This window comes from Synechococcus sp. UW105, assembly GCF_900473935.1.
In the GTDB taxonomy this organism is placed as follows: Bacteria; Cyanobacteriota; Cyanobacteriia; order PCC-6307; family Cyanobiaceae; genus Synechococcus_C.
This window is the reverse complement of sequence record NZ_UCNN01000019.1, coordinates 283,160-299,784: the sequence shown is the minus strand read 5'-3', so window position 1 is coordinate 299,784 and position 16,625 is coordinate 283,160. Positions and strand designations below refer to the sequence as shown.

Below are 16,625 nucleotides of genomic sequence, written 5' to 3'. Positions count from 1 at the left end.
ATGCCGCCGTTCCTACTCGCCGCCCTGGAAGTGCTGGTGGGGATCGGCCTCCTCTTCGGCGGAGGTGAACTGTTTGTTCAGGGAGCTGTGACCCTTGCCCTGATCTTCGGCATCCCCCAGCTGGTGATCGGTCTCACGGTGGTCTCGCTGGGGACAAGCGCACCGGAGTTCTTCGTCAGCATCAGCTCGGTGCTCAATCAGTCCGATGCTCTTGCTGTCAGCAATGCGGTCGGCAGCAATATCTTCAACGTGATGGTGGTTTTGGGAAGCAGTGCCTTGGTGCTTCCTCTCAAAGTGGAAAGCCGGCTAGTACGGCGAGATGTGCCCCTCCTGCTCGCCGTTTCCGCCGCCGTTTGGGGGATGGCATCAACGGGCGAGGTCACATGGCAGTCAGGCATTGCCCTCTTGCTAGCCCTTGTCATCAACACCATCTGGGAAATCCGCACCGCTCGGGAAGAACCGGAGGAGATGGAGAATGCCGAGCCTGAGATCAATGCCGAAACCGCCGAGGGCGGCTGGATCAAAGCCACCATCCGTCTGGCCGCAGGCATTGTGGTGCTGGGCTTCGGCGCCAGCATCCTGGTCAAAGGAGCCAGTGCCGCCGCGCTGCAACTGGGGGTCAGCGAAGCCGTGATCGGTCTCACGATCGTTTCCGCCGGCACCTCAATGCCAGAGCTGATCACATCCTTGGTGGCCGCCCTACGAGGCCGCACGGATCTTGCGATCGGCAATGTGGTGGGCAGCTGCCTGCTCAATCTGCTGCTGGTGCTCGGCGGGGGAGCTCTGGCTGCCGGAGGCCGCGGCCTCAATGTGAGCCCGGAGCTGATCAATGAAGATCTGCCGGTAATGCTGCTCACCTGCCTGGCCTGCTTCCCAATCTTCTGGACCAAAGGCGTGATCTCACGCCTAGAGGGAGGCCTGCTATTGGGCCTCTACATCGTTTACATCACGGACAACGTGCTTCCCCGGACCAACCTGGCGTCTTGGGCTGATGAATACCGTTTAATTGTTCTCTGCTTGGTTTTGCCGGCCGTGATGGTGATCATCACGACGCAGGCCTTGGTGTATTGGCGACAGTTGCGACAGCAGAGGTCCTAGAGGCGAACTTGAGTTGTCGACAACGTGACCAACGATGGCCTCTGCCATGAGCTCGACAACCTGTACATCGCTGACACCAGCGTGTTCCCCAGCTGCCCGAGCGTGGGTCCAGGCCTCACCACCCTTGCCATCGCCCTGAGACTGAGCAACCACCTCGATGCCCGACTGCATGGCTAGGGCCAGCCAGAAGGGATGACGAAAACGGTTCAGGAACCAGCAGGAGTCAACGGAGCGACAGCCTTCAAGCCATCGTCACAAATTCTTCGGAGACCGTGGGATGCAGAGCCATCGTGCGGTCGAAATCCTCCTTGGTCGCCCCCATCCCAACGGCGATGGCAGCCATCTGGATAATTTCAGCCGCATGCTCACCAACCATGTGGCATCCGAGAACCTTGCCGCTCGAAGCTTCAAGCACAAGCTTGAGCAAACACCGGGGCCCACGCTTAGGCAGAGCTTGAGCCATGGAGCGGAAGCGGGCGCGATGCACGGTGACCGCCTCTTTGCCAAAACGCTCGATTGCTATTTCCTCACTGAGCCCAACCGTTGCGAGCTCAGGCTGACTGAACACAGCACTGGCAACGAGGTCGTGATTCACCTGTCGATGACGACCGGCAAAGGCGAAATCGGCGTAAGCACGCCCTTCATCCACCGCCACCGGAGTGAGGCAGACGCGATCTGTCACATCACCAACGGCGTGGATGTGGGGCCTGTTCGTGGCTTGATCGGCATCAACAGGAATGCGGTGGCCATCCACCACCACAGCCGCCGCGCTCAGATTGAGCCCTTCAAGGAAAGGGCGTCGCCCGGTGGCAAGAAGCACACCACCACAACCAACAGACTCACCCTCACTGGTGACAACAGTGAGCTCACCGGGCTGACCTTCAATTGCCTCCGGACTGACCTGGAAGCGGATCTCGACACCCTTCTCCTCCATCCCCTCTTGGACAACAGAGGACAGCTCCCGGTCAAAACCACGCAGCAGGTGGTCGCCACGCACGAGCTGAACCACCTCCACCCCAAGCCCCTTGAGGATGCAGGCGAATTCGCAGGCGATGAAGCCGCCTCCAACCACAACAACCCGCGCCGGAAAACGGTCCTGAAGGAACATGTCATCACTCACCCAAGCCAGTGCAGCACCGGGGATCTCGGGTCGATGAGGGCGACCACCGACCGCGATCAGAATGCGTTTTGCCTCCAGCACCCTGTCTTGACCCATGCCGTCGGCGTGGCTCACGGCAATCCGATGGCTATCAAGGAATCGGCCCCAGCCTGGAACCAACGTCACACCTGCCTTGGCGAGAAAATCGATGTGCAGAGCATTCAGACGATCCACCTCCTGGCGTACATGGCGCAACAGCACCGCCGTATCCCGTTGCACCACTCCTGGCACGACGCCGTAACTCGGAGCTGAGTCCAGCTGTTCCTGCACCTGGGAGCCGTACACCAGCAACTTCTTCGGGACACAGCCTCGGATCACGCAGGTACCACCGACCCGATCGCCTTCCACCAACGCCACCCGTGCACCATGAGAGGCAGCTCGTTTGGCGGCCGCAAGTCCACCAGAACCGGCGCCGAGAACGACCAGATCAAAGGAGTCTTCCAAATCTCCGCAGGGCACAACGCCGCCAACTGCCGGCATTGTGCACGTGCGCTGGAACACTGTCAGAAGGTGATGAACTGATTAAGTTCAGACCAAGAAAGCAAAACCTCTGTGCAACGACGACGTCGCAAGAACAACACTTCAGTCATGACGACAGCCCTCTCGCTTCGAGAGATCGCAGAAACAATCACGTCAGGCGACATGAGCACCAGACTGAACCGCCTGGCCAAGGAGGGGCGCCGAGATGACTGCCTGGCCCTGATGCAGGAGCTTGGAGACTGGCAGAGCTGTGATCCAGATCTGATCGCCGAGGTCCTATATATCCCCGATCTGACCCACAACTTGAGCTAAGGGAGCATCAAATCGAGCAGCCCGAACGGTGGCAAAAGCATGTCAAGGCGTCGAGCGAAGCAGTCTGGCCAAACGTTCCAAGCATCGTCAGACTTTCCCAAGTCACCACGAGCAGCGATGCGTGCAATCTCCACTGGGCTGATGGCCAGCCTGCTGTTCGCCATCCCCGCAGCCTTTGGGGTCGAGGTGAATGGCCGCAGCAGTTTTGTTGCAGTGCCAACCCAAACAGAGCTGATTAATTACGAGAGCATTTCCTTCAGCGGTGGTGCAGTGTTTTATTTGGTTTTGGAAATGCCCAAGGGTGCGGATGCCGACCTTGCCGAAATCAATTTCAGCCAGATCCGAGGAGCCCAACCGGCTTTTTATTACGGCCCTGTGCAGCCGACCGCCTTTCTTGGCCGCCCACGACATGAAGGGAAAAACCTGCCTGTCTCGGCAGAATTCTCCAACGACAACCGTTCAGTAGCCATCCGTTTTCAGGAACCCGTTGTTCCAGGAGAAACAGTCACCGTCGCTTTTCGCATTGGGGTCAATCCCCCAGCCGACATCTACACCTTCTCAGTGTCAGCAACACCATGGGGACAACAACCGATTGCTCAGACGGTGGGTGTTGTGCAGATGAGTATTTATGAGAACACTGATTTTTAAACGCTCCATTGCCCGTAATCGCGGCATCGTGCGCTCATCAAATGAACACTAGATCCCTGCATCTCGCCCATTACGACCGCATCCCTGATCCCGACGACGGCTTCACGTTGTTCGAGGTGGAAGTGGGCCGTCTACAACCCACACAGATGTGCATCGGGCTGGCTGAAGTGCGCAGTCGGCAGCGGGATTTCCTCCAGGACAGCGAACAGGAGCGCCAGCGTTATTTGCGAACAAAACCGGTGCCCTTGGTGCGCAATGGCCGCGGAGACTTATGGATGGTTGATCGCCATCACCGACTCAGAGCTTTATTGGAGCTGGACCCGACAGTCACCACCTTCGGTTATGTGATTGAGGAGTTGGCTCAGACCAACAGGGTCGACGTTCTCCAACACCTACAGAACAGAGGTTGGCTTTACCTGTTTGATGGCCGTGGCAATGGCCCGCAGTCACCCGAGGCCTTGCCATCCAATCTGTTGTCGCTGCTTGACGATCCCTACCGGAGCCTTGTCTGGAAACTGAAAAAGGAGCGCGCCATCAAACCCCAGCCCCTGATTCCTTATCACGAATTCCGGTGGGGAGCCTGGCTGCGACGCCGTCCGCTTCCTCCCTTCTCCTCGCTGCAACTTGATCCGGCCCTTCCGGCAGCACGGAGGCTGGTGAGATCCGCCGGAGCCTCACATCTTGCGGGCTGGACAGGAAACAGCTCCTTGCAAGGGTCTAACGACGGCGACGGGAATCGATCTGGAGTAAATCCTTGACCTTCTGCACCTGGCTGGCGAGCTGAGGATCAGACGAAAGTTTCTTTTCCACCTGCTCAATCGCATACATCACCGTGGTGTGATCCTTGCCGCCAAAGGTTTCTCCGATCCGCGGCAAGCTGAGATCCGTGCCCTTGCGCATCAGAAACATACCCACTTGACGCGCCTGGCTGACGGCCCTGCGGCGGCTGCTGCTGCGCATGTCATCGGCACTGACATCAAACACCTCAGAGACCTTGTCAATCACCTGTTGCGGTGTCACTTCCACACCACGCCCACTCGGATCGAGCATCGGAGCTACCGATTCGACGGTCATCGGCAAACCAGTAATGGAGGCAAAGGCCACCGCCCTGGTGAGAGCACCCTCCAACTCACGAATGTTGGACGTAAAACGACCAGAGATGTACTGAATCAGTTCTCGCGGCAGGGAAACTTTCTCCTGCTCAGCCTTTTTCTGAAGGATCGCCATCCGGGTTTCCAGATCAGGGGCCTGGATATCGGCGATTAAACCCATCGAAAAGCGTGAAATCAGACGCTCCTGCAACCGAGGAATCTGGCTGGGTGGACGATCACTCGCAATCACGATCTGACGGCCTGCTTCATGCAAGGCGTTGAAGGTATGGAAGAACTCCTCCTGCGTGTATTCCTTGCCCTCAATGAACTGAATGTCGTCCACAAGAATCAAATCTGTCGCCCGGTACCGATCACGGAATGCCTGCATACCGTCCTTACGGATCGCCAAGATCAGGTCATTGGTGAACGTCTCCGTCGAGACGTAATACACCCTGGCACCGGGATCGATCTCAAGGCGGTAGTGGCCGATGGCCTGCATCAAGTGGGTCTTGCCGAGACCAACACCACCACAGATGAACAAGGGATTGAATTCCCGCCCTGGGGATTCAGCCACAGCAAGGGCAGCAGCATGAGCCATCCGGCTGTTCGGGCCCACCACAAACCGATTGAACACATAACGACGGTTCAACCCAGGCAGTCGACGAGGCTGACGCCCGGGGACACCGCTGGTCGGCGTGGGTGAGGGCAATCCTCCTGTGGTCGGTGTGGCCGGAGGCTGCGGTGCAGCAGCTGGAGCAGCACCTGCAGGGCCGACTGATCCGGAGGCGACCTCCTGATCATCCTGACGGGCCAAAACGGTCACAATCACGGGATTGCCAACGATGTCGCTGGCCAGTTCAGTGATCGTTGTGAGGTAGTTCTTTCTCAGCCAGTTGCTGGCAAAGCTGTTTGGGGCCTGAAGACAGAGCTCACCATCGGAGAAACCACTGCAGCGCACCGGCCGCAACCAGGTTTCAAAGGTTGGCTTGCTCAGACTGCCCTGAAGAGCGTGCTGCACCTTGTTCCACAGCTCACTCCCCGTCAGCACAAGCAGCCCCATTCGAATTGGGAATCTACGCACCTTGGTGAGTTTGTCTGCTCTTTCGTGAGACCCTGTCAGAAATCGGTGAGATGTTATGGGCCGCGCCGCTCACACTCTGAAACGACGCCCTTTCCACTGGCTCGGGATCGTGCTGATTGGAGCTGGCCTCAGTGGCTGTGATCCCAACTGGAAACAACAGCTGGGCATTAGGCCTGAGACCACACCCGACAAGCTCCCAGAAGTCAGCGACGCACCAAGTGCCGCTCCACTCAAGCCTGGCCGCAACGTGATTGTGTCCGCAGTGGATCGCGTCGGTGCTGCGGTGGTGCGTATCGACACCGTCAAACGCGTCAACAATCCGCTAGGAAAACTGTTTGGAGGTGCGCCTGCAATCCAGCAGCAGCAGGGGCAGGGGTCAGGCTTCATCACCCGATCCGACGGGCTGATTTTCACCAATGAGCATGTGGTGGAAGGAGCTGATCAGGTGTCTGTGACCCTGCCGGACGGCCGCAGCTACAACGGCAAAGTGCTCGGAGGCGACCCTCTCACGGATGTGGCCGTGGTCAAGGTCGTCGCCGACAAGCTGCCGGTCGCCCCGTTGGGTGACTCCAACGACCTCAAGCCTGGGGAGTGGGCGATCGCCATTGGCAATCCCCTCGGCCTCAACAACACCGTCACCGCCGGAATCATTAGCGCCGTTGACCGCACCAATGCCCTTGGGTCCGGTCAGCGAGTGCCCTATATCCAGACCGACGCTGCCGTCAACCCTGGCAACAGCGGGGGGCCGCTGATCAATGCCGCCGGGCAGGTCATCGGCATCAATACAGCGATCCGCAAGGCCCCAGGGGCAGGTCTCAGCTTTGCCATTCCGATCAATCTGGCTAAACGAATCGCCCAGCAGATCATCAGCACTGGCCAAGCCTCCCACCCCTATATCGGAGTCCGGCTTCAGAGCCTCACACCTCAGCTCGCGAAAGAGATCAACGCCACCAGCACAACCTGCCGTGTACCGGAGACCAACGGCGTACTCGTGATCGAAGTGGTTGAGAACACCCCTGCCGCTCGAGCTGGAATCAAGACGTGCGACTTGATCCAGTCCGTGAATGGCAAGCGGGTGAAGGATCCCTCTGAAGTCCAACTGGCGGTTGACCGTGGGACCGTGGGAGAACCGATGCCGCTCACAGTGGAGCGGAACGGTGAAGAGGTTGAACTCTCCGTCCGCCCAGCGGAACTGCCTAGACGTTGATGAACGCTGCCGATGTGGCGGGTCGGCCCGTGCTGGTGATGATGAGTCGCTGGCCAGCCTTCGGCCGATGCAAACGCCGGCTTGGAGCCACGATCGGCAGCACGGCTGCAGCAACGGTGCAGGCCCGCCTAAGAACCCACACACTGACCGTGGCTCAAGAGCTACACAACGAAGGGCTGCTCAGCTTGAGGCTCGCCCTCAGCGGAGGGCCACGCCGGCTGGAGCAGCAACGACTGAACGCCAAGGTGATTGATCAGGGGAAGGGCGGCCTTGGCTTGCGGATGCGCAGGCAGATGCTTGAAGCCAGCAAGGGAAGCTCTCCGCATCCTGTGCTGATCATCGGCACAGATTTACCTGATCTGTCTCGCCGGGATCTTTGTTGCGCGATCGAAGCCGTGCACCATCACCCGCTTGTGCTCGGTCCAGCCCGAGATGGTGGGTACTGGCTACTCGGGCTCGGACAGCGCCAGGCACAGACCTGCCCTGCATGGCTCTTCTCCGGCCTGCCCTGGGGGAGCGAGCATGTGCTCGGCGCCACCCTGCAGCGAGCTCAGTCCAGAGGATGGTCCGTGCGGCTCCTTGATGAGCACAACGACATCGACCGGCTGGAAGACCTTGCTCCATGGCTGGCCTGACATTGGGACGACCAAGGGGATGACGCCTCAGGCATTGCCCCTGGCGATCGCCCCGCTTCTTGGATGGATGCTCAAGGCTTGGTGCTGGTTGCCTTTCCATCGAGCGGCAGGATGCAGGCCCTGATTCACATCAGGACCTGAAGACCATCAGCACGGTGAACGACTGATCCCAACAACAACCTGATATTTCCGAGCATCAGACCTGCCAACGGGGGATCGTGAGTCGTACTGCGATTGCGACTGGTGTTCACAATCGAAAGATTGAACGAGTCATGGGTGTCAGGCGAGGCATGGATACCAGAGATCCAGTATGAAACTGAATTCAAAGCCTTCGTGTGCGCTCGCACGAAATGCATGGCAACGGGACGCAGCTACCGAGTGATCAACCCCAGCCATGAAGTCCAATGCATCATCACACTGGAAGACTGCAAAAAGCATTTCGGGCTTGGTTGAACTGAACTGCCATTGCGCAGCAGAGCGGCCGCGGCCAAGTAGTTAGATAGAGCGTCCGTAAATCAGTTTGCAGATCTCAGGGGTAACAACAGCAGCAACATCCTGCTCCCGATCAACGACCCGATAGGTCTGACCAGTTGCCATGCACCTCGAACGCGCCTGAACAAAGGCCTTAATTTCCGTCCTGTATGCAATTTCAGGAACCCAGTGTTCTTCTGATTTGCGTTCGATTGTGAACATGGCTTCAACTAGTCTTCTTAAAGAATGCAGCCAACACGAACCTTGGCACCAAAATTCAATGATCTACTTGGGATCATCGAAGAGATAAATGACAGAGCCCAGGATTAGCAACACTCCACATCCCTAAGCCAAAACAAGCTCGGCTCTGCTATTGAGAGCCATCAGAACAGCACCATGAGGGGAAAAACTTTGACAACGAAAGGGGGGAGGCGATTGACCTAGAGGTCCCGTGCTTCCCCGCATGGGCCCCTTGGCAGTAACAGGCTTGGGATGAAAGGGTTGGCCTAACAACGTTGGGCATCCCCACAAGAGCCTCTTTTAGCTGTGATGGGCGTACCAAATCAATAGAGAAGAGATCAGAGCCACAGCAAAGAATGAACCTTGCTTCTGCATGGGAAGCAGGTCACCAGTGGCCAGATACGCACCGATATTGAGATACGCCCAAAGAACAGGCGTCCACTTGATCAAATCCATCTCGCCTGAGGGGAGTCCAAGGCAGAACCAGCCAAGCAAAAGCGGGGGCTCATCCAGCCACGAGCCCTAGTGCACACGATGGGGCCAGCACCGAATCTTCAGGAGCCAAACAATTGTCTTGATGCTCAATTCCGGGCAGATCGCAATTCGCTGCACAGACCGACAAAGCATGCACTCGATCAGCAGCACAGGAAAGAATCAAGGCTGCATGACCTTGCCGGCACCTGGGATCACGAATCCAGCTGCGCAACCAAGTCAGTCGACCAACCCTCACCCATCCTGATCCGACGATTCACGACGGGCAGTGCAAAAAAGCTCGCAAAGTGGATTGACATCAAGCTGTCTTGCCACAAGCTCAAACGTCACAGCTTGGGCTCTCCTGAACCAAGCAACAGAGCATCAAGAGGGCGGACACAGCCAGAACATCGGCGCGCCCGATCACCGTTCTGCTTAGCCGTACTCAGGAGCCCATCCGACCTGCTTGCGCCAAGTCGGCGCCCATTGGTGGCATCGCTTGGTGAGGTGAGCACCCTGCTGCAACTGCTTTCTCTTCAGGTTGCACGCCACCAAAGTGCGACTCTGAGCATCCACTCCATAGACGAAGTGCTCACAAGTCATGCAAATACAGGCGCCCTTCCAGCCGCTGAGCTCCTGCTCATCAACGAAAGCCCAGTCCTCCACGCAAGCCCCAAAATAGTTCTTATGTACTAGCTCAGGGTGTGAGCTGCGTCAAGGCCGTGCCAGATCGTTCCTCAAGAGACCAATGCTGACAAGGGGAAACGATCAGCCACCTCTCAGCCAATCCTTCATTGCCGAGAGGGAAAGACAGCTTTCGTAGGTCCATACAGGGCTAACGAGCGATCGAGGCATGCGAATCGACAAGCTGACGGGTCTCACCGCTGTGATTCGAATCGATGCACTCACGGGGCTTAGCGAGGTCTGCCTCACACCTCCGGAAGGTCTGGCGAGTGATCGACAGCTTCAGATCAACGCTCAGGCTGAGGACTCTGTCGTTCAATCTGAAGCACTGGAGCGAGACGGACTGATCAAGCTGACAGCTCAGGATGAACCCTGTATGGAGGCCCCGGACCGGAAACGAGAACAGCAACCACGACACCAACACCAACCACAACACAAACAAGATCGCAGTGGTTCCTCCCCGAGGCCCTTGCAGGATGCCGCCTTCAATCAGCCTGATGGATGTTTGAGACCCCCCCATGGCTGGCATGAACGCTGGGCTGCCCTCGTTGAGCATCGTCATCCCGTGCCTGAACGAAGCTGAGCGCCTGCCCCTGCTGCTTGCCGATCTGCAGTGCTGGCAGGGGAGGATTCAGATCGTGGTCGTCGATGGTGGCAGCCGCGACCGCAGCCGCTGGATCGCACGCATGGCCGGGGCCGACTGTGTGCCTTCACCGAGACCCGGGCGGGGGGCTCAGCTGCAATACGGCGCCGCTCAGGCCCTTGCCCCCTGGCTTCTGTTCCTCCATGCCGACAGCCGTCTCAGGCCCGGTTGGGCTGAACGTGTACTGGCCGTACTGCAGGATCCCGCTGCCATCGACGCCGCCTGGTACTTCGACCTCCGCATCGAACCTGGCCGGCCGGCTCTACGCCTGCTGGAGGCCGTCGTGGGACTACGCAGCCGATGGCTGCAGCGGCCATATGGTGACCAGGGGCTGCTGTTGCATCGAGAGCTCTACCAGCGCTGCGGCGGTTATGCCTCTCTTCCATTGATGGAAGATCTCGATCTGGTGGAGCGCTTAGCCCCTAGGGCACGGCTGAGGCCCCTGAGACAACCACTTGTTAGTGATGGTCGACGCTGGAGCGGAAGCAGCGTGCTTCAACGCAGCTGGAGCAATGCCCGTCTGCGTCAGCGCTGGCGCAACGGCGAGTCAGCGGAGCGATTAGCAGCCACCTATTACGGCCGTCGCCACAACGATTAAGTGGCGTACCAAAAACCGCAACGATGCCCGTACGGCTCCAGCTCCCAGCCCAAGCGCTGATAAAAGGGCAGAACACCAGGGTCCGCAAACAGCGTGACCTTCTCAGTGCCCATCTCCCGCAGAGCGTCCAGCACGTAATCCATCAACTGTTTGCCAAGACCAGAACCCTGATAGAGGGGATGGATGGCAACATCCCAGATCGTGGCATCGAGCACCCCATCTCCGGTGCACCGTGCAAAACCCACCAGGCGGGGCATACGAGGATCATGACGCCAGAGGCCCACACAAATCAAGCTGCATTCGAGTGCACGGCGCACCCGGCGCACAGGTCTGCGACTCCAGCCCACAGACTCCAATAGGCGCTCCAGCTCCACTAGATCCATCGGGCGGGCCTGACTGAACACCAGACTGACCTGAGGGTTGGCCGTACGGCAGAAGCGGGCCTTGTCGCCATAGGCCTGCACCAGCGTCTCCTGTGTGAGTGCAGGCGTTTCGATCACCCAGCCGTTGCGAACAGATACTGATCTTGGCGTATCAGCACGGGATGCCACGGCAATGTGGAGATGCCATGTCAGCTGTGATGTCTTCAACGCCTCTCGTCGTCGGTGCCCATGGCTGGCTACTGAGCAAGAAGGTGTGGACCCCCCTAGAGCGGCTATGGACGAAGGCGCAGACGGCCAATCAGCGCCAAGGAGGATGGAGCCTTTGGTGCCCAGACCTGCCTGGATTTGGGCACCGCCCTCGCCCCCACAGCCTGCGACCCACGCTTGCTGCCTACGGACGTTGGCTGGGGGATCAGGCCCTGAGCCAGGCAGCCGGACAACCGGTGGTTTTAATGGGTCACTCGCTTGGGGCCAGCGTTGCACTGCATGCAGCCCGATATCTGCGCGAACGCGCCCCAGAGCAATGCAAAGGAGTGATCTGCATTGCGGCCGGTGGGGGCATTTATCAGCCGCGCCCCTTTCAGAAGCTGCGCCAGGGAGGACGATGGGTCGTCCGCTTAAGACCACCACTGCCGCTTGAGCTTGGACCCTTCCAGGCAGAGCAGCGCGCGGCCCTAGGCCTCCTGATCAATAGCACTTGCCGTGGGGCAATCCGTCAGATTCCAGGTCTTGTGGCCGACCTCACCGTGGCCAGCCTCTGGATCAGCGGCAGCCGGGATCAAGTGATGGAACCAGGCTACGTCCGACACCTCGCCGGTTACAGCCGACAACCCAGCCTGGTGATGCTTGAAAACTGCGGTCACCTGCCGATGCAGACGCACGCATCAGCTCTCAAGCAAGCCCTAGAGCCCTGGCTGAACGAACGACTCTGAGATCAGGAGTCTTGAACACAGCCATCACAGCGTCGCCAAGCCTCGCTCTTGTAACTCCGCCAGTTCGGCATAGAGCCCTCCCAGTGCCCGAAGCTCCAGATGGGTGCCTTGCTCGATCACCTGTCCGCGGCGCAACACGAAAATGCGATCGGCTGCCTCCACCGTGGCCAGACGATGGGCAATGACCACGGCGGTGCGTTTCTCCAGCAAACGATCGAGATCCCTTTGCAGGGTTGCCTCAGTGGAAGGATCCATGAAAGCAGTGGCTTCATCCATCACCAACACCGTGGGATTGCGAATCGCCACACGGACGACTGCTAACAGCTGCCGCTCTCCGGATGAGAGGTTGCCACCACGCTCCCGCAAGGTGGTATCGAGACCTTCGGGCAGACGGTCCAAGAGGGGTTCAAGACCCAGGTCCCGGCAGATGTCGCCCAGGCGGGCGTCATCGATCGGGACATCGAGACGAAGGTTCTCTCCCACCGTGCCACTGAACAAGAACGTGTCTTGCAGCACCACGCCAAGTTGTTGGCGCAACTCCTGCATGGGCAAATTGCGAATGTCTTGGCCGTCAAGCAAGATCCGCCCTTGCTGTGGTTCATAAAGGCGGCACAGCAAACGGATCACTGTGCTTTTTCCCGATCCGGTTGGCCCCACAAGGGCCACGTGCTCACCGGCAGCGATACGGAAGCTGAGGTTGCGAAGAATCGGCTCGTCAGGTCGATAGGCAAAGCTGACGTTGTCGAACACCACCTCTCCGCCCAGACCACGAGGGGAGCCAAGCTGGCTTACGGGGGCAGGAGCGGAAACCTCAGCGCCGCGATCGACAATCTCCAAAGGTTCCTCCAGCAGCTCGCCGATCCGCTCGACGGCCGTGAGACCCCCCTGAATCTGGGTGAAGCGCTCAGCCAACTGGCGCAGGGGATCAAACAGCCGCTGGGAATAGAGGATGAATGTCGTGAGCGTGCCCAAACCCATGGCGCCGGCAGTGACCATCCATCCACCGAGAGCCAACACGATGGCCACGGCACCGAGGGCCACCCATTCGATGAAAGCGGAGATGCTGCTGTCGAAAAAGATGGTGCCGTTCACCGCCTGTCGGTAGGCCTGACCGGTGGCGTGAAAGCGCTTGCCGTTCACGGACTCCCTCCGGAACATCTGCACCACCTCCAGCCCTTGGAGGTTCTCCTGGAAATCTGCATTCAGCTGGGAAAGCTCCTCCCTGACGCGGTAATTGGCTTTTCGGTAGCGACGCTGCAGCCAGAGAATCACCAGCGTGACCGGAATCTGAGCTGCGAGCAGCAGCAGTCCCAGCCGCCATTCCACGAGCAACATGGTTGCGGCAATCACCACCAGAGTGACCAGGTCACCGAGCACGCCGACAGCACCACTGCCAAACACTTCGGCGAGGGCATCCACATCACTGGTGAGACGCGTCAGGAGCTTGCCCACGGGCATGCGGTCGTGGAAGCGAACCGACAGGTTCATGGCATGGGCAAACAGGTCTTGACGGATCCGGGCCGTCAGCCGTTGTCCCACAGCTTGGATATTGAAGGTCTGCAGCCCTTGAAGGGCCAGACGCAGCAACACCGAACACAGCAAAACCACCACGATCAGCCTGACGGCCACAGGGGTATCGAGCCCCTGAAGCAAAGGCAGAACTGATTCCTTCGTATCCCCTCCGAAGCGGCGCAGCACAGCAATCGCCTGCCCCACCAGCAAGGGCTGGATCGCCCCAGCAAGGGCCACCGGGATCAACAACACCAGAGTGAGGGTGAGGCGACGGCGGTCTCGACCGAGATAGCGCCCCAGCCGCAAAACCCGTTGCAGGTCAGAACCTGCCATTAAGCCGTCACAACCGGAGTCGGGGTGGCATCCCGCATCGCATCGATAATCTCCCGAAGCTCACCCCGATCCAGCCGCAGCGAAAGGGGGTGGCCCACCAATCGGGCCGTGGTTTGAAACAGGTCTTCGATCGCAACCAAGCCGTTGTCTTTGAGTGTTCGCCCAGTAGCCACGAGGTCAACAATCGCCTCAGCGATCCCGGTGATCGGCCCCAGCTCGACTGAGCCTGTGAGATGGACAAGCTCAACTGGGAGCTCCAGAGCGTCGAAATAAGCACGGGCACAGCGGGTGAATTTGCTGGCCACCCGGCAATGGGGAGGGAGATCAGCAGCGCGCTCGTAACCACTGCTCTCCTTGACAGCTACGGCCATGCGACAGCCGCCGAAATTGAGGTCCACCAATTGAGCAACAGGCATCTGGTGCTCGCGCAACACGTCGTAGCCGACCACTCCCAGCTGGGCCTGTCCATAAGCCACGTAGACAGGAACGTCGCCGTTGCGGACGAGCAAGGCCCTGGCTCGCCCGCATTGGGAAGGAACCATCAGCTGACGGTTGTCGGGGTCCAGTACGGCTGAGAAGTCGAGGCCGGCTGCAGAGAACCTCGCCACCGATTCCTTCAAGAGCGCCCCCTTGGCCAGAGCGACGGTGATCATGGACTGATGCGTCGACTTGGACTTTAACGATGCCCCCTTCCTCAACGGTGCCTACCAACCCGATTCCGTTGAATGACGGCATTCATCAACTGCCGGTTCTTAACGACAACATCATCTGGATTTGGGTGTGGGGCCAGTGCGCCGTCGTGGTGGATCCTGCCGTAGCAGAGCCTGTCATCAGCTGGATTGAAGCCCGTGGACTGCAGCTGGCTGCGGTGTTACAAACCCACCACCACGCTGATCACATTGGGGGCACACCACAACTGCTCAGGCACTGGCCGGACGCCGAGGTCATCGCTTCAGCCGCGGACCGGGAAAGAATTCCTTTCCAAACAATCTCTGTGCAGGGTGGGGACCGGCTCAGCCTGCTGAATCAGCAGATTGAGGTCATCGACGTGCCGGCGCACACCTGTGCGCACATCGCCTTTCTGCTACCAGCGGGCGGGAAGCCGGGAGATGATCCGGCCCTGTTCTGTGGCGACACGTTGTTCAGCGCAGGCTGCGGACGGTTGTTTGAAGGAAGCGCCAGAGACATGCACCAGGCTCTGCAACGGCTCGGTCTCCTGGCTGACACCACAAGCGTGCATTGCGCCCATGAATACACCGAGGCGAATCTGCGCTGGGCAGCGCAGCAACGTCCGCAAGATTTGCGAATCCGATCCCGCCTGGAACAGGTTCAGACCTTGCGCCGCCGAGGCGATAGCAGCTTGCCGAGCACCCTGGCGATCGAGTGGGACACCAATCTGTTTCTGCAGGCGTCAGACCCCGACGAACTCGCAACGCTGCGCAGCCACAAGGATCACTGGCGCGGTTAAGGGGCTCCCACCAGAGCTGTTCGCTCGGGATAAAGCAGAACGGTTTCATCCGGCCGCAGCGAAAGTCGGCAGCGTGTGCCTCGGCGATAGTCATGCTGAAGAGGAAGCAGGAGCCTGAGCTGCTGACCGCCGGCTTCAACGCGATACAGCCATTCCCGGCCGAGGAACTCCCGACCCATCACGCAGGCATCACCATCTGGATCGAGGCGGAGATCAATCGCGGCTGGATCAACTAGCAACACAGGATCTTCACGTCCAGGTCCCGTCGAATGCCCCTCCAATGTCGAGTCAGGCTCTGCGCAGCGAACCTGCTCAGGCGCCCCGGACTGAACAGCCTGCAACGGTCCCAGCAGACAGTGCCAGCGGCCTGAGGCCTGCCGCTCCACAGGGAGAAGATTTCCCTGGAGGACGAAGCGACCCACAAAGGAAGAGGCTGGCGATTCCACCAGGGTGCGCGGCGTCGCGCATTGATGCAGGATCCCGTCCTGCATCACGGCCACCCGATCACAGATCGCTAGGGCTTCGCCGGGATCATGGGTGACCAGCACTCCAGAGGTGCCACAGCGACTGAGGACAGCAGGCAATTCGCTGCGCAAACGGAGCCGAACCTCCACATCGAGGTTGGAGAAAGGTTCATCCAACAACACCACCGCGGGGGCTGGGGCCAGAGCCCTGGCCAGAGCCAGTCGCTGGCGTTGACCACCCGAAAGTTCATGGGGGTAGCGACGGGTGAGCCGCTCTAAGCCCAGCAACTCAAGCAACCAGGCCGCGCGGCTGGTGTCCTGTCCGCGCCGCAGCCCAAAGCAGGTGTTGTCCCAGGCAGTGAGGTGGGGGAAGAGGGCGTAATCCTGAAACACCATTCCCACACCACGACGCTCCGGCGGAATCCAGCGCTGAGCCGTAGCCACGGGCTGGCCATGCATGCGCACCTCTCCAAGCGAGGGCACCTCAAAACCGGCAATCAGCCGCAGCAAGGTGGTTTTGCCGCAACCGGAAGGTCCCAGCAATCCCACGAGCTCACCAGGCTCCAGTTCCAGATCGATACCCTGCAGCGTCCAGTCGTTATGGGCAGATCGATAGCGATGCCAAAGCCCTCGCACCTCCACCGGTGCGGCCTCAGCCTTGGGCTCCACCAGGGAACGTCCTCCCTTCGAACTGTCTCTGGACACCGTCAAAGCG

Annotated in this window: 18 protein-coding genes and 1 pseudogene; 11 read left to right on the top strand and 8 right to left on the bottom strand. The window is 59.4% G+C overall.

From position 1 onward, the window contains the following. The gene (locus DXY16_RS08645) at positions 1 to 1,098 is read left to right on the top strand and encodes a calcium/sodium antiporter (RefSeq protein ID WP_115120799.1); all 1,098 of its coding nucleotides are present in this window, start codon (positions 1 to 3) and stop codon (positions 1,096 to 1,098) included. 36 nt (positions 1,099 to 1,134) lie between these two features. Then, positions 1,135 to 1,275: pseudogene (locus DXY16_RS08640) on the top strand (GMC oxidoreductase); the annotation flags it as partial. A gap of 64 nt (positions 1,276 to 1,339) precedes the next feature. On the opposite strand, the gene gorA reads toward DXY16_RS08640, so the two are convergent. After that, complete coding sequence (gorA, locus tag DXY16_RS08635) at positions 1,340 to 2,701, bottom strand: glutathione-disulfide reductase (protein ID WP_115120972.1); 1,362 nt, start codon at positions 2,699 to 2,701, stop codon at positions 1,340 to 1,342. A 198-nt stretch (positions 2,702 to 2,899) separates the two neighbouring features. On the opposite strand from gorA, the gene DXY16_RS14780 reads away from it, so the two are divergent. From DXY16_RS14780 to DXY16_RS08620, 3 genes are all read left to right on the top strand, one after another. After that, the gene (locus DXY16_RS14780) at positions 2,900 to 3,049 is read left to right on the top strand and encodes a hypothetical protein (protein WP_170953881.1); all 150 of its coding nucleotides are present in this window, start codon (positions 2,900 to 2,902) and stop codon (positions 3,047 to 3,049) included. Positions 3,050 to 3,166: 117 nt separating this feature from the next. Continuing rightward, positions 3,167 to 3,697, top strand: a complete 531-nt coding sequence (locus DXY16_RS08625; protein WP_115120797.1) for a DUF2808 domain-containing protein — start codon at positions 3,167 to 3,169, stop codon at positions 3,695 to 3,697. Positions 3,698 to 3,738: 41 nt separating this feature from the next. Next, positions 3,739 to 4,455: a ParB-like protein gene (locus DXY16_RS08620; protein ID WP_115120796.1), complete on the top strand. Its 717-nt coding sequence runs from the start codon at positions 3,739 to 3,741 to the stop codon at positions 4,453 to 4,455. Here the strand turns inward: DXY16_RS08620 and dnaA are convergent. After that, positions 4,415 to 5,848 carry a chromosomal replication initiator protein DnaA gene (gene dnaA, locus DXY16_RS08615; RefSeq protein ID WP_115120795.1) on the bottom strand — a complete coding sequence of 478 codons (1,434 nt, stop codon included), beginning with the start codon at positions 5,846 to 5,848 and terminating at the stop codon, positions 4,415 to 4,417. The genes DXY16_RS08620 and dnaA overlap by 41 nt on opposite strands. Before the next feature lie 76 nt (positions 5,849 to 5,924). Between dnaA and DXY16_RS08610 the strand changes: the two genes are divergently transcribed. Together DXY16_RS08610 and DXY16_RS08605 are read left to right on the top strand one after the other, a co-directional pair. Further along, positions 5,925 to 7,076: a trypsin-like peptidase domain-containing protein gene (locus DXY16_RS08610; RefSeq protein ID WP_115120794.1), complete on the top strand. Its 1,152-nt coding sequence runs from the start codon at positions 5,925 to 5,927 to the stop codon at positions 7,074 to 7,076. After that, the gene (locus DXY16_RS08605; protein ID WP_115120793.1) at positions 7,076 to 7,711 is read left to right on the top strand and encodes a TIGR04282 family arsenosugar biosynthesis glycosyltransferase; all 636 of its coding nucleotides are present in this window, start codon (positions 7,076 to 7,078) and stop codon (positions 7,709 to 7,711) included. The genes DXY16_RS08610 and DXY16_RS08605 overlap by 1 nt, the downstream gene beginning before the upstream one ends. Before the next feature lie 1,011 nt (positions 7,712 to 8,722). On the opposite strand, the gene DXY16_RS14775 is transcribed toward DXY16_RS08605, so the two are convergent. Together DXY16_RS14775 and DXY16_RS08580 are read right to left on the bottom strand one after the other, a co-directional pair. Further along, complete coding sequence (locus DXY16_RS14775) at positions 8,723 to 8,878, bottom strand: hypothetical protein (protein WP_170953901.1); 156 nt, start codon at positions 8,876 to 8,878, stop codon at positions 8,723 to 8,725. 450 nt (positions 8,879 to 9,328) lie between these two features. After that, positions 9,329 to 9,559 carry a hypothetical protein gene (locus tag DXY16_RS08580; protein ID WP_115120790.1) on the bottom strand — a complete coding sequence of 77 codons (231 nt, stop codon included), beginning with the start codon at positions 9,557 to 9,559 and terminating at the stop codon, positions 9,329 to 9,331. Positions 9,560 to 9,746: 187 nt separating this feature from the next. Here DXY16_RS08580 and DXY16_RS14770 point away from each other — a divergent pair, with 187 nt between their 5' ends. Then, complete coding sequence (locus DXY16_RS14770) at positions 9,747 to 10,160, top strand: hypothetical protein (RefSeq protein ID WP_115120789.1); 414 nt, start codon at positions 9,747 to 9,749, stop codon at positions 10,158 to 10,160. Beyond that, on the top strand, positions 10,126 to 10,818 hold the full coding sequence (locus tag DXY16_RS08570; RefSeq protein ID WP_371410890.1) for a TIGR04283 family arsenosugar biosynthesis glycosyltransferase: 693 nt from the start codon (positions 10,126 to 10,128) through the stop codon (positions 10,816 to 10,818). Before DXY16_RS14770 ends, DXY16_RS08570 begins: the two co-directional genes overlap by 35 nt. On the opposite strand, the gene DXY16_RS08565 is transcribed toward DXY16_RS08570, so the two are convergent. Next, positions 10,815 to 11,318, bottom strand: a complete 504-nt coding sequence (locus DXY16_RS08565; RefSeq protein WP_115120787.1) for a GNAT family N-acetyltransferase — start codon at positions 11,316 to 11,318, stop codon at positions 10,815 to 10,817. The genes DXY16_RS08570 and DXY16_RS08565 overlap by 4 nt on opposite strands. Positions 11,319 to 11,398: 80 nt before the next feature. Between DXY16_RS08565 and DXY16_RS08560 the strand changes: the two genes are divergently transcribed. Next, positions 11,399 to 12,133, top strand: coding sequence for an alpha/beta fold hydrolase (locus tag DXY16_RS08560; RefSeq protein ID WP_115120970.1), 735 nt, complete (start codon positions 11,399 to 11,401; stop codon positions 12,131 to 12,133). 24 nt (positions 12,134 to 12,157) lie between these two features. Here the strand turns inward: DXY16_RS08560 and DXY16_RS08555 are convergent, their stop codons facing one another. Beyond that, on the bottom strand, positions 12,158 to 13,978 hold the full coding sequence (locus DXY16_RS08555) for an ABC transporter ATP-binding protein (protein WP_115120786.1): 1,821 nt from the start codon (positions 13,976 to 13,978) through the stop codon (positions 12,158 to 12,160). Beyond that, positions 13,978 to 14,631 carry an ATP phosphoribosyltransferase gene (hisG, locus tag DXY16_RS08550; RefSeq protein ID WP_115120785.1) on the bottom strand — a complete coding sequence of 218 codons (654 nt, stop codon included), beginning with the start codon at positions 14,629 to 14,631 and terminating at the stop codon, positions 13,978 to 13,980. Before hisG ends, DXY16_RS08555 begins: the two co-directional genes overlap by 1 nt. A 29-nt stretch (positions 14,632 to 14,660) precedes the next feature. Here hisG and gloB point away from each other — a divergent pair, with 29 nt between their 5' ends. Further along, entirely contained in the window at positions 14,661 to 15,446 is a 786-nt protein-coding gene (gloB, locus tag DXY16_RS08545; RefSeq protein WP_115120784.1) for a hydroxyacylglutathione hydrolase, read from the top strand. Here the strand turns inward: gloB and DXY16_RS08540 are convergent. Continuing rightward, entirely contained in the window at positions 15,443 to 16,552 is a 1,110-nt protein-coding gene (locus tag DXY16_RS08540; RefSeq protein ID WP_371410900.1) for an ABC transporter ATP-binding protein, read from the bottom strand. The genes gloB and DXY16_RS08540 overlap by 4 nt on opposite strands. Positions 16,553 to 16,625: the final 73 nt, after the last annotated feature.

Bases quoted from the DNA above. Each gene is read 5' to 3' on its own strand.
- DXY16_RS08645 (WP_115120799.1), top strand. From the start codon at position 1: ATGCCGCCGTTCCTACTCGCCGCCCTGGAAGTGCTGGTGGGGATCGGC.
- DXY16_RS08625 (WP_115120797.1), top strand. From the start codon at position 3,167: ATGCGTGCAATCTCCACTGGGCTGATGGCCAGCCTGCTGTTCGCCATC.
- DXY16_RS08605 (WP_115120793.1), top strand. From the start codon at position 7,076: ATGAACGCTGCCGATGTGGCGGGTCGGCCCGTGCTGGTGATGATGAGT.
- DXY16_RS14770 (WP_115120789.1), top strand. From the start codon at position 9,747: ATGCGAATCGACAAGCTGACGGGTCTCACCGCTGTGATTCGAATCGAT.
- gloB (WP_115120784.1), top strand. From the start codon at position 14,661: ATGCCCCCTTCCTCAACGGTGCCTACCAACCCGATTCCGTTGAATGAC.
- DXY16_RS08560 (WP_115120970.1), top strand. From the start codon at position 11,399: ATGTCTTCAACGCCTCTCGTCGTCGGTGCCCATGGCTGGCTACTGAGC.
- DXY16_RS08555 (WP_115120786.1), bottom strand. From the start codon at position 13,978: ATGGCAGGTTCTGACCTGCAACGGGTTTTGCGGCTGGGGCGCTATCTC.
- DXY16_RS08610 (WP_115120794.1), top strand. From the start codon at position 5,925: ATGGGCCGCGCCGCTCACACTCTGAAACGACGCCCTTTCCACTGGCTC.
- DXY16_RS14775 (WP_170953901.1), bottom strand. From the start codon at position 8,878: ATGGATTTGATCAAGTGGACGCCTGTTCTTTGGGCGTATCTCAATATC.
- hisG (WP_115120785.1), bottom strand. From the start codon at position 14,631: ATGATCACCGTCGCTCTGGCCAAGGGGGCGCTCTTGAAGGAATCGGTG.
- DXY16_RS08620 (WP_115120796.1), top strand. From the start codon at position 3,739: ATGAACACTAGATCCCTGCATCTCGCCCATTACGACCGCATCCCTGAT.
- DXY16_RS14780 (WP_170953881.1), top strand. From the start codon at position 2,900: ATGAGCACCAGACTGAACCGCCTGGCCAAGGAGGGGCGCCGAGATGAC.
- dnaA (WP_115120795.1), bottom strand. From the start codon at position 5,848: ATGGGGCTGCTTGTGCTGACGGGGAGTGAGCTGTGGAACAAGGTGCAG.